Genomic DNA, 11,559 nt, shown 5'->3' on the forward strand with positions numbered 1-11,559 from the left:
GCTCAGACCTTCGCGCCCAGCTCCTCAGCTTCCGCCGACGCCTCGGCGCGGGACTGCTCGACGTGCTCCGCGACGGCGTCGGGGTGCAGCCGCACCGCCAACGCGATGGCGTAGATGACCGCCGTGAGGACGCCGATCACGAGGAACGACCAGCCGAAACCGATGACGTCCCGGCCGCCACCGTAGGGGCCGAGGTAGCTGATGACGGCGAGGCCGGCCATCCACGGCACCATCCAGCTCGCGCCCGAGCGCCACTCCATCTTCGCCTTGAGGTGGCCGGTGACGTGGAAGACACCCATGAGCACCAGGCCGATGAGCACGGCGACGAACAGCTTCCAGTTCACCCGCCAGCCGGCCCAGAACACGATCAGGTTCGAGGAGTAGAAGGCCAGCAGCGGGATGACGTCGCCGCCGATGAGGCGGAAGGTGCGCGGGTGGTCGGGCGCCTGGCGGCGCAGGGCCGCGAGCACCAGCGGGCCCGAGGCGAACGAGAGCACCGTGGCTGAGGTGATGAAACCGACCAGCTGCTGCCAGCTCGGGAACGGCAGGAAGATGATGAGCCCGACGACGAACGCCACGACGAGGCTGATCCACGGCACGCCACTGCGGTTGGTGCGAGCCAGCGACTCCGGGGCGTTCTGGTTGCGCGCCATGGCGTACGAGATGCGCGACGTCGTCGTCGTGTAGATCAGGCCGGTGTCGGCCGGCGACACGACCGCGTCGGCGTAGAGCAGCACCGCGAGCCAGGCCAGGCCGATCGCGCTCGCGATCGCGGCCAGCGGGCCGAAGTCGTTGGCGAACTGCAGCTTCGCCCAGCCACCGGACGACGACAGCGTGCCGGGGTCGACCGCCGCGATGAAGGCGAACTGCAGGGCCACGTAGATGATCGCCGTGATCACGACCGAGCCGATGACGGCGAGGGGCACGTTGCGCTTGGGGTTCTTGGTCTCACCCGCGAGCTCGACGCCCTGCCGGAAACCGAGGTAGGAGAACACGATCCCGGACGTCGCGATCGCCGTGAACACGCCTTGCCAGCCCTCGGGCCGGAAGCCGTGCGAGGTGAAGTTCTCGCCGTGGAACGACGTCACGAGGAACGCGACGATGACCAGCGTGATGATCGCGAGCTTCCACCAGACGAGGATGTTGTTGACCTTGGCGAACCACCGGACGCCCACGTAGTTGATGACGACGAACGCGGCCATCGCGATGACGGCGACGACGTAGCCGAGCGACGTCAGCGTGTGCACGATCTCGCCGTGCACGGTGTGCTTCTCGGTGAACGGTGCGTACTTCGTCGCGTACTGCAGGGCACCCTCGACCTCGATCGGTGCGACGGTGGCGCAGGCCAGCCAGGTGATCCACCCGGCCTGGTAGCTGGCGAACGAGCCGAACGACAGGTGCGGGAAGCGCACCACCCCGCCGGAGAGCGGGAACATCGTGCCGAGCTCGGCGTAGACCAGGCCGATGAGCAGGATCATGAGACCGCCGAGAGCCCACGAGATCATCGCCGCCGGGCCGGCCTCCTGCGAGGCGTTGAGGGCGCCGAACAGCCATCCGGAGCCGATGATCGACCCCACGCTGGCGAACAGCAGGCCGACCAGGCCCACGTCCCGCCGCAGTCCCTGCCGCCCGTCCGCTTCTTGAACGTCGCTGCTGCTGGTGCTCATCTGCGCCTCAACTCCTTGGTGGTGCGCGCCAGTTGTCGTGGGGCATCGATCCAACGCCAGCAACGTAGACCCGGTGGGCCGTTCGCGCCTTTCGAGATCATCTGCGGGGGTGGGGGTGATCGGCGTGCGGCCGGGACGCGACCATGGGGACATGTCGCAGACCGCCGATGCCTGGACCTCGCCCTGGCGCCGCTACGTCGCCCTCGGTGACAGCTTCACCGAGGGCCTCGAGGACCTGACGGACGACGGCACCTACCGCGGCTGGGCCGACCGGCTCGCCGCGCTCCTGGCCGCTGCGGCACCGGGCGACGCGTCCTTCGGCTACGCCAACCTCGCCGTGCGCGGGCGGCTGCTCGGCCAGATCCTCGGCGAGCAGGTGCCGGCGGCCCTCGAGCACGGCGCCGACCTCGTGAGCCTCGTGGGCGGGGGCAACGACATCCTGCGCCCCGGCAGCGACCCCGACGCGCTGGCCGCCGACCTCGAGCGCGCGGTGGAGCGACTGCGGGCGTCGGGCGCCGACGTCCTGCTGGCGACTCCGGTCGACCCGGTGCAGTCGCCCATCATCAACCTGACGCGCGGCAAGGCGGCGGTGTTCGGCACGAGCATCTGGTCGATCGCCCAGCGACACGGTGCGTACGTCATCGACCTGTGGGGCATGAGGTCGTTGCAGGACAGGCGGATGTGGGCCGCCGACCGCATCCACCTCACCACTGGGGGGCACGAGCGCGTGGCGCGCTACGCCGCGGACGTGCTCGGGCTGCGCGGCGACGGCAGCTGGCACGAGCTGCTGCCACCGGCGCCCGCGCGGGTGCGCCGCGAGGCGTGGCGTGAGGACGCCCAGTGGCTGCGGCAGTACGTCGGGCCGTGGGTGGGTCGCCGCCTGCGCCGGCAGTCGTCCGGTGACACCGTGCAACCCAAGCGCCCGCGACCCGAGCCGCTGCAGCCTCCAGGGGACTGACCGGTGCGCGACGAGCAGCGCCTGCCGACGCGGACGCCGGAGTCCCGCGCCTTCGCCGAGCGCGTGCAGACCGTCATGGCGCTCACGGCGCGGCTCAACGCGCTGCCGTTCGACGACCTCGCGGGCCGACGCGGGCTGCTGGCGGAGATCTTCGGCCAGCCGCTGCCGGAGTCGCTGACGGTGCTGCCGCCGTTCTACTGCGACTACGGGCTGGGCTCGTCGTTCGGCGAGCGCGTCTTCGTCAACCAGGGCTGCTTCTTCCTCGACTTCGGCGGCATCACGATCGGCGACCGGGTGCTCATCGGGCCGCGCGTCACGCTGAGCACCGCCGGGCACCCCGTGGAGCCCGAGGAGCGGTTCGACTTCATCACCCACGCGCCGATCGTCATCGAGGACGACGTGTGGATCGGGGCTGCGGTCACCGTGACGCCCGGGGTGACGATCGGCCGCGGGTCGGTGGTCGGCGCCGGGGCCGTCGTCGCGAAGGACGTGCCACCGATGAGCGTCGTGACGGCCACGAGCGCGGTCGAGCGGCGGAGGCTGGGGAACTAGCCCAAGGCGCGGACGGCGTTCGAGGGGCTCGGGCGCCCCATGACGCCGGCGAGCCAGACGCTGGTGGCGACCAGCGCCTCGAGGTCGACGCCCGTCTGGATGCCGAGACCGTGCAGCTGCCAGACGAGGTCCTCCGTGGCGAGGTTGCCCGTGGCCGACTGGGCGAACGGGCAGCCGCCGAGGCCGCCCGCCGAGGCGTCGACCGTCGTGATGCCCTGCTGCAGCGAGACCAGGGTGTTCGACAGCGCCTGACCGTAGGTGTCGTGGAAGTGCACGGCCAGCTGTGCCCGCGGCACACCGGCGTCCGCGAGCGCGTCGAGCAGCCGGACGACCTGGCCCGGCGTCGCGACGCCGATCGTGTCGCCGAGCGAGATCTCGTGACAGCCTTGCTCGCGCAGCGCGACGACGACGTCGACCACCGCGGCCGGGTCGACGTCGCCTTCCCACGGGTCACCGAAGCACATCGAGACGTAGCCGCGCACCGAGCGGCCGGCCGCCAGGGCGCCCGACACGACGTCGGCCGACATCGCGAGCGCCTCGTCGCGGGAGGCGTTGAGGTTCTTGCGCGCGAAGGACTCTGTGGCGCTCACGAACACCGCGAGCTCGGGGACGTCCCGGGCCAGCGCCCGCTCCAGCCCGCGCTGGTTGGGCACCAGCACCGGTGCGCGCACGCCGGCGAGCGGGCCGGTCGACAGCGGCCCGAGCAGGTCGAGGAGCTGCTCGGCGTCGGCGAGCTGGGGCACCCACTTCGGGTGCACGAAGCTGGTGAGCTCGACGGCGGACAGCCCCGTGGCGACCAGGCGGCGCACCAGCTCGGCCTTGACCTCGACCGGCACGACGGCCGCTTCGTTCTGCAGGCCGTCGCGGGCCCCGACCTCGTAGACGGTGACGCGGTCGGGCAGACCGGACATCGGAGACAGTTGGGGCGATCGCACGGCCTACTCCTTGGTCAGTGGGTGCGGGCCGACCTTACGCCGGGGCAGAATGCGCACGTGATTCAGTCCACTCCTGACGGCAACCGGCCGACGCTGGCCGAGACCTTCGCCGAGCTCGCCCGCCTGGTGCACTCGCAGCCGGGACTGGACGAGGTGTGCCAGGCCGTCGTCGACGCCGCCACCCGGCTGGTGCCCGGCTGCGACCACGCCAGCATCATGCTGCGCGAGCGCGGCCGGTTCCGCACCGCCGCGTCGAGCGACGCCATCGGGAGCCGCGTCGACGAGCTCGAGCGCGAGGTGGGCACCGGGCCGTGCGTCGACGCCATCGAGACCGAGTCCTACCAGCTCGACGCCGACATCGCGGAGCACTCGCGCTGGCCCGCGCTCGCCGAGCGGGTGCTCGCGGAGACTCCGGTGCGGGGTATGGCGGGCTACGGCTTGCTCGTCGACGGCCGCAAGACCGGTGCGCTGAACCTGTTCTCCGACACACCCGGCGCGCTGACGGCGGAGTCGGCCGACGCCGGCGTTGTGCTGGCGTCGTTCGCCTCGGTGGCCCTCGGCGGCTCGTCGAGCCACGAGGAGGCGCGCACGCTGTCGGAGGGCATGGCCAGCAACCGCGAGATCGGCATGGCGATCGGCCTGCTCATGGCGGCGCACGGGCTGAGCGCCGAGGAGGCGTTCGCGACCCTGCGCAAGGCCTCGTCGCACCTGAACCGCAAGATCTCTGCCATCGCTCGCGAGCTCGTCGAGAACGAGGGCGTGCACCCGCCGTCCCGCGAGTAGGGGCTCACCGGCGGCGAGCGGCGAGCGCGGCGGCGAGGCTGGGCGCGAGCGGGAGGCGCGGCAGCAGCGTGGCCTGCAGCGCGTGGTAGACGTCGGGCTTGCCCGACCACACGGTGTGCGCCGGCCGCTGGTCGGGGTCGAGCTCGTGCCACCAGCTGCCCCGCGCGTCGTCGAGCAGGTGCTCGCGGGCGTACTGCCACCACTCCTCGTAGTGCTCGCGGTACCTGGCCTCGCCCGTGACCTGGTAGAGCACCGCAGCCGCCGAGATGGCCTCGGCCACCACCCAGTGCATGCGCTGGCGCACCACGGGCACGCCGTCCCAGTCGACGGTGTAGACGAACCCCGGGTTGCCGTCGGCGGCCCACCCCTCGCCGACCGCGGTGTCGAACAACGCGCACGCGGCGGGAACGAGCCACGGCTCGGCGGCGACCTCGGTGGTCACTGCGCCGGTGGCGCCGGTGGCATCGGTGGCGCCGGTGGCGTGCAGCGCCAACGCGGCATCGAGGTGCACGAGCAGCCGCGACCACTCCAGGCCGTGCCCGATCGTGGCGCCGTAGGGGCGGAACGGGTCAGCCGGGCTGTCGCGCGCGTAGTCGGGCTGGGGGGTCCAGTCGGCGGCGTAGTGCTCGGGCACGCGCCAGCCGGCCGCGCGGGCCTCTCGGCCCACGAGCCGATCGGCGATCCGGGTGGCGCGCGCGAGCCAGACGGTGTCGCCCGTGGCGTCGGCCGCGGCGAGGAACGCCTCGACCCCGTGCATGTTCGCGTTGGCGCCCCGGTAGGGCTCGGGGGCCGACCACGCGGCGTCCCAGGTGTCGACGAGAGCCCCTGCGTCGTCGTCCCAGAAGTGCTGCTCGATGACGTCGATGGCTTGGCGCAGAAGGGTTTTCGCGCCAGGTCGTGCCGCCTGCACGGCCGTGCTGGCCGCCAGCAGGACGAACGCGTGGTCGTAGGCGCTCTTGCGCGTCTGCGTGGGCTTGCCGTCGGCGTCGACCGCTGACCACCAGCCGCCGTGCTCGTCGTCGTGCAGCAGGCCGGTGAGCGCCTCCAGCCCGCGGTCGCAGAGGGCTCCGGCGCCCGGGACGTCGAGCAGCTCGCCCAGGCCGAACACGTGCGTCATGCGCGCGTTGACCCACAGGTGCAGCGGCTGGGACGCGTCCAGCCGACCGTCGTCGTCCAGCCACCCGAAGCCGCCGCGCGGGTCGACCGCCTGCTCGGCGAACCGCAGGAGGCGCCGCCCCTCGGCGTCGAGGAACGCCGTCACACGAGCACGCCGGAGGTGCGCAGGCCGTAACCGTCGGGCACGTCCGCCGGGTCGGTGCCGCGCTCGACGATGCGGTTGGCCTCGTCGACGAAGACGACCTGCGGCCCCCGGTCACGCGCCTCGGCGTCATCGAGCAGGCCGTAGGCGATGACGATGACGACGTCACCCGGGTGCACGAGGTGCGCCGCCGCGCCGTTGACGCACACCACGCCGCTGCCCCTTTCGCCCTCGATCACGTACGTCGTCAGCCGAGCGCCGTTCGTGACGTCGACGACGTCGACCTGCTGGCCCGCGAGCAGCCCGGCGGCGTCGAGCAGGTCGGCGTCGAGCGTGAGCGACCCCACGTAGTGCAGGTCGGCCTCGGTGACCGTGGCGCGGTGGATCTTGCCGAGCAGCATGGGGCGCAGCATCAGGGGTCCGATTCGTCAGGGCGCGGGCAGTTCGCCCCCAGGGTAGTGCGGGTCGCGAGGCCGCTCAGAGCAGGCGAGCCGGGCCGTTGACCGTGACGCCCACGAGCTCGCCGACCGACGGCGCGGTGCTGCCGGGCAGTCGCGCCAGCACCTCGACGTCCGCGGGCTCCAGCCGCAGCCGCACCGACGCGTCGTGCCCGTGGTAGCTGACCTCGACCACGCGGGCGCGCAGCGGTGCCGACTCGGCCGACGCGAGCGCGATCTGTTCGGGGCGCACGAGCACCAGCCCGCTACCGGACCACGGCTCACCGACCAGGGGCAGGTCGCCGAGCGCTGAGCTGGCGGTGGTGCCGGAGACCTCGGCAGGCAGTACCACGGCGGCCCCGACGAACTCGGCCACGCCGCGGTCGACCGGCGCCTCGTAGACCTCGCGCGGCGTGCCGACCTGCGCCACGCGGCCTGAGCGCATCACCGCGACCTGGTCGGCGAGCGACAGCGCTTCGTCCTGGTCGTGGGTGACGAGGATCGCGGTGGCTCCCGTCGCCTGCAGCGCCTGGATGACCGCGCGTCCGGTCTCCTCGCGCAGGCCGGCGTCGAGGGAGGAGAACGGCTCGTCGAGCAGCACCACGCGCGGCTCGGGAGCCAGCGCGCGCGCCACGGCCACCCGCTGCTGCTGGCCGCCCGACAGCTCGTGCGGGAAGCGGCGGGCCACCCCGGCGGGCAGGCCGACGAGGTCGAGCAGCTCCTCGACCCGCCGTCCGGAGCGGCGCGCGCGGCGGTCGAGGCCGAAGGTGATGTTGCGCGTGACGTCGAGGTGCGGGAACAGCGCGCCCTCCTGGGCGACGTAGCCCACCCGGCGCCGCTCGGTGGGCACGGCCGTCGTGGGATCGGCCACCAGCTCACCGCCGAGGCGGATCAGGCCGGCGTCCGGGCGCAGGAAGCCGGCGACCAGCCGCAGCAGGGTCGTCTTGCCGCAGCCGGACGGCCCGAGCACCGCCGTGGTGCTGGCCTGCGCGACCTCCAGGTCGACGCCGACGAGCACCGGCAGGTCGTCGAAGCTCTTCTGCAGGCCGTGCACGGTGACCGACATCATGCGGTGGACGACCTCCGGGCCTCGCGGGTGAGCAGGAACGTCGCCGGCAGCGAGATGAGGATCATCATCGCGGCGTAGGGCGCCGCCGCACCGTACGCGATGCTGCTGCTGTTGCTCCAGAACTGGGTGGCGAGCGTCTGCGTGCCGATCGGCGAGAGCAGCAGCGTGGCCGTCAGCTCGGTGGCCACGGCGATGAACACCAGCGCCGCGCCGGCACCCAGCCCCGGAGCGATGAGCGGCAGCGAGACCCGGCGGAACGTGCCCCACCGGCTGACGCCCAACGAGTGCGCGACGTCGTCGAGGATCGGCGGGGCCTGCACGATCGCCGCTCGCGCGCTGACCACCCCGCGCGGCAGGAACATCGTCACGTAGGCCAGCACGAGCAGCAGCGTGGTCTGGTACACCGGCTGGGCGAACCGGATCGCCACCGTGACCAGCGCGAGCGCCACGACGATGCCGGGCAGCGCGTTGGCGGTGTAGGTGCCGCGCTCGATGAGCGTGGTGGTCCAGCGCGGGTAGCGGACGGCGAGCCACGCCACGGGCAGCGCGGCCACCACCGTGAGGGCCGCGGCCCCTGCGCCGAGCGCGAGCGACGTCACCGTGGTCGACACGAGCGAGCCCACCGGGAAGGCGGTGGACGAGCCCGACACCAGCCAGTGCACGAGGCTCGCCACCGGGACGCCCAGCGCCAGCACGGCCAGCAGCGCCAGGGCGAGCAGGGCGAGCGGCAGCCACGGGCCGAGTCGCACCCGCTCGATCTGCCGCCGGGCGCCGCTGCCGACCCGGGCCAGCCGGGCGTGCCCGCGCGCCCGCTGCTCACCGAGCAGCAGCACCAGGCAGCAGAGCACCAGCACCCCGGCGAGCATGTTGGCCGCCGGGCCGTTGAACGACGAGCGGTACTGGTCGTAGATCGCCGTGGTGAACGTCGGGAACCGCAACAGCTGCAGGGCACCGAACTCGGCCAGCAGGTGCAGGCCGACGAGCAGCGAGCCGCCGAGCAGGCCGGGGCGCAGCTGCGGCAGCACCACGCGCCAGAAGGTGCGCCACCGGCCGTGGCCGAGGGCGGCCGCTGTCTCCTCCAGCGCGGGGTCGAGACCACGCAGGGTGGACGCGACCGGCAGGTAGACCAGCGGGAAGTACGACATCGTCACGATCAGCACCGCGCCGGCGAAGCCCTCGACCTTCGACGTCAGCGAGACCCAGCCGTAGCTGTTGACGAACGCCGGCACCGCCAGCGGCGCGACGAGCAGCGCGTTCCAGACCTGGCGCCCCGGCAGGTGGGTGCGCTCGACGAGCCAGGCGGCCGCCGTCCCGATCACGGCGGAGGCGACGACACCGCCCACCACCAGCCGCACGGTGTTGACGAGCAGCTCGCCCACGCGGGGCCGCACCAGCAGGCGCCACGCCTCGTCCCACCCGGTGCTCACGGCGTAGACGACGACGAACACGAGGGGCACGAGGGCCAGCGCGAGCACCGGCAGCGACAGCCCGAGCACGACAGCCGGGGGACGCCGTCCGCGCGCGTCGGCACGGCGACGCGCCGCACGCCCCCTCACCGGGGCGGACGGCGCGTCGATCGCGGGGAGGGAGGCGCTCAGAGCAGACCCGCCTGGCGCATCAGCTCCACGACCTGCGGACCGTTGAGGGACGCCACGTCGAGCGTGGGCGCGTCCAGGCTCTTCAGCGGCGGCAGCGCGGGGTTGGCGGGCACACCACTGCCCACGGGGTACTCGAGGGCGTCGCTGTCGGCGAGGATCTTCTGCCCCTTCTCGGAGGTGAGGAAGGCGACGAGCTGCTGCGCCTCGTCCTGGTGCTTGCTGGACTTCAGCACCCCGGCGCCCGAGACGCTGACGAACGCACCCGGGTCCTGGTGGCCGAAGAAGTGCAGCTTGACGTTCTTGCTGTTGTCACCGGCCTCGGCCTGGTCCTTGTACCAGTAGTAGTGGTAGATGACGCCAGCCGCGATCTCACCGGAGTTCACCGCGCGCATGACCGCACCGTTGCCCTGGTAGATCTTCGCGTTGGTCTTCAGGCCCTTGAGCCACTGCTCGGTCGCCGCCTCGCCCTTCAGCGCCAGCACGGCGCTCACGATGGCCTGGAAGTCCGCGCCGCCGGCCGCGATGCCGACCTTGCCCTTCCACCTCGGGTCGGCCAGGTCGAGCAGCGAACCCGGCAGCTCGGCGTCCTTCACCTGCGTGGGGTTGTAGGCGAGCACCGTGGCGCGGGCGGCGAAGCCGACCCAGCTCTTGTCGGACGGCGTGTAGCGCTCGGGCACGTTCGACAGCGCCTCGGAGCCGACCGTGGCGAACAGGCCCTTGCCGTCGACGAGCGTCATGGCGGGCGAGTTCTCGGTGAGGAACACGTCGGCCGGCGAGGCCGAGCCCTCCTGCACCAGCTGGTTGGCCAGCTCGAAGTCCTCGCCGTTGCGCATCTGGACCTTGATGCCGGTGTCCTTGGTGAACCCGTCGACCATCAGCTTGATGAGGTCCTCGTGCTGGGCGTTGTAGAGCGTCAGCGTGGGCTTGTCACCGCCGGACGCGGCGCCGGAGCCGCCACCGCAGGCGGCGAGCACCAGGCCGGCCGCGGCGACGGACGCCACGGCGGCGGCCACGCGCAGGCCAGGACGGCGGGAGGCTCGCTGACGGACGGGGGTAGGACGCAGGCGCACGGCACTCTCTCTCACGACGGGAGGGTCAGGGGGTCGTCCGGTGAGGCAACATAGGTGAGGCTCACCTAAGTCGAGGGTAGAGGCTGACCCGGTCACCGACCAAACCGGCGCCGGGACCATTGGCCCTGCGATCCGGCGCCCGCGACCGGCAGGGTCGAGCCGAGGGAGGACCACCATGACCACCAGCCCCACCGCCCGCGAGATCGTCGTCGGCATCGACGGCTCCACCGTCAGCGACCTGGCCGTCACGTGGGCTGCCGGCGAGGCGACGCGCCGCCGGCTACCGCTGCACGTGCTGCACGCGTACCCGTGGGAGACCGTCTACCCGCGGGCCGGCGGGCTGCCGCTGCCGGGCCAGGAGCTCATGGCCATCGAGGCGGCGCGCCGCGACGCCGCCGAGGCGCTCGTCGAGCACACCCAGCAGCAGCTGCGCCGCACCCACCCGGACCTCGAGGTGCGCACCACGACGGCGGCTGGCTCGCCGTCCGGCATGCTCGTCGACGCCTCGCACGGCGCCGACACCGTCGTGGTGGGCGCGCACGGCGCGGGCTGGCTGCACGACCTGGCGCTCGGCTCGGTGTCGCTGGCCGTGGCGGCGCACGCGGCGAGCCCGGTGGCCGTCGTCCACACTCCCGCGGACGCCGACCGACTGCGCTCCGGCATCGTCGTCGGCGTCGACGACGCGCCGCAGGGGCAGCGCGCGCTCGAGTACGCGTTCGCCCGTGCCGCCGAGCGCGACGCGGAGATCACCGCCGTGCACACGTGGTGGATGGACACGCTCGTCGCGCCGCCGCTGATGGCTGCCTGGGAGGACGTCGACCAGGCCGAGGGCAAGCTGCTGCGCGACACCCTCGCGCCGTGGCAGGAGCGCTACCCGGACGTCAAGGTGCGCTGGGTGCTCGTCCAGGGCCACCCGGCGACGTCCCTGGTGCGCGCGAGCGAGTCGGCCGAGCTGCTCGTGGTGGGAAGCCGGGGCCGCGGAGGCTTCGCGAGCCTGCTGCTCGGCTCGGTGAGCCGCGGGGTGCTGCACCGCGCGAGCTGCCCGGTGGTCGTCGCGCGCTGAGGGCGGCGCTGGCATGCTGCGAGCGTGCGTGATCTGACGCCGTCCGACGCCGAGCGCGCCCTGGCGCAGCCCCCTACCGGCGAGCGTAGCGAGAGAAGTTGCTGCGGCAACAACTGACATGGCTGTCGGTGGTCTCTTCTAGGTTGGTGGGCATGGAGAACACCGCCCT

Annotated in this window: 11 protein-coding genes; 4 read left to right on the forward strand and 7 right to left on the reverse strand. The window is 72.8% G+C overall.

The window, feature by feature from the left end; all coding sequences use genetic code 11:
• Positions 1 to 2: 2 nt before the first annotated feature.
• On the reverse strand, positions 3 to 1,667 hold the full coding sequence (locus ASD06_RS05110) for an APC family permease (RefSeq protein WP_056674155.1): 1,665 nt from the start codon (positions 1,665 to 1,667) through the stop codon (positions 3 to 5).
• Between the two features lie 151 nt (positions 1,668 to 1,818).
• On the opposite strand from ASD06_RS05110, the gene ASD06_RS05115 reads away from it, so the two are divergent.
• Together ASD06_RS05115 and ASD06_RS05120 are read left to right on the forward strand one after the other, a co-directional pair.
• Positions 1,819 to 2,625, forward strand: a complete 807-nt coding sequence (locus ASD06_RS05115; RefSeq protein ID WP_056674203.1) for an SGNH/GDSL hydrolase family protein — start codon at positions 1,819 to 1,821, stop codon at positions 2,623 to 2,625.
• Between the two features lie 3 nt (positions 2,626 to 2,628).
• Positions 2,629 to 3,177, forward strand: a complete 549-nt coding sequence (locus ASD06_RS05120; protein WP_056674157.1) for a sugar O-acetyltransferase — start codon at positions 2,629 to 2,631, stop codon at positions 3,175 to 3,177.
• Here the strand turns inward: ASD06_RS05120 and ASD06_RS05125 are convergent.
• The gene (locus ASD06_RS05125; RefSeq protein WP_056674161.1) at positions 3,174 to 4,088 is read right to left on the reverse strand and encodes a hydroxymethylglutaryl-CoA lyase; all 915 of its coding nucleotides are present in this window, start codon (positions 4,086 to 4,088) and stop codon (positions 3,174 to 3,176) included. The genes ASD06_RS05120 and ASD06_RS05125 overlap by 4 nt on opposite strands.
• An 81-nt stretch (positions 4,089 to 4,169) precedes the next feature.
• On the opposite strand from ASD06_RS05125, the gene ASD06_RS05130 reads away from it, so the two are divergent.
• A complete protein-coding gene (locus ASD06_RS05130) occupies positions 4,170 to 4,895 on the forward strand; it encodes a GAF and ANTAR domain-containing protein (protein ID WP_056674163.1) in 726 nt (241 codons plus the stop codon).
• A 4-nt stretch (positions 4,896 to 4,899) separates the two neighbouring features.
• On the opposite strand, the gene ASD06_RS05135 is transcribed toward ASD06_RS05130, so the two are convergent.
• From ASD06_RS05135 to ASD06_RS05155, 5 genes are all read right to left on the reverse strand, one after another.
• Complete coding sequence (locus ASD06_RS05135; RefSeq protein WP_056674166.1) at positions 4,900 to 6,156, reverse strand: AGE family epimerase/isomerase; 1,257 nt, start codon at positions 6,154 to 6,156, stop codon at positions 4,900 to 4,902.
• Positions 6,153 to 6,566 carry an aspartate 1-decarboxylase gene (panD, locus tag ASD06_RS05140; RefSeq protein ID WP_056674169.1) on the reverse strand — a complete coding sequence of 138 codons (414 nt, stop codon included), beginning with the start codon at positions 6,564 to 6,566 and terminating at the stop codon, positions 6,153 to 6,155. The genes ASD06_RS05135 and panD overlap by 4 nt, the downstream gene beginning before the upstream one ends.
• A 64-nt stretch (positions 6,567 to 6,630) precedes the next feature.
• The gene (locus ASD06_RS05145) at positions 6,631 to 7,659 is read right to left on the reverse strand and encodes an ABC transporter ATP-binding protein (protein ID WP_056674172.1); all 1,029 of its coding nucleotides are present in this window, start codon (positions 7,657 to 7,659) and stop codon (positions 6,631 to 6,633) included.
• Positions 7,656 to 9,215: an iron ABC transporter permease gene (locus ASD06_RS05150; protein WP_056674175.1), complete on the reverse strand. Its 1,560-nt coding sequence runs from the start codon at positions 9,213 to 9,215 to the stop codon at positions 7,656 to 7,658. Before ASD06_RS05150 ends, ASD06_RS05145 begins: the two co-directional genes overlap by 4 nt.
• A 38-nt stretch (positions 9,216 to 9,253) precedes the next feature.
• Positions 9,254 to 10,270, reverse strand: coding sequence for an iron ABC transporter substrate-binding protein (locus tag ASD06_RS05155; RefSeq protein WP_056674178.1), 1,017 nt, complete (start codon positions 10,268 to 10,270; stop codon positions 9,254 to 9,256).
• Between the two features lie 232 nt (positions 10,271 to 10,502).
• On the opposite strand from ASD06_RS05155, the gene ASD06_RS05160 reads away from it, so the two are divergent.
• A complete protein-coding gene (locus ASD06_RS05160) occupies positions 10,503 to 11,390 on the forward strand; it encodes a universal stress protein (RefSeq protein WP_056674181.1) in 888 nt (295 codons plus the stop codon).
• Positions 11,391 to 11,559 lie beyond the last annotated feature (169 nt).

Source organism: Angustibacter sp. Root456, from assembly GCF_001426435.1.
Taxonomy (GTDB): Bacteria; Actinomycetota; Actinomycetes; order Actinomycetales; family Angustibacteraceae; genus Angustibacter.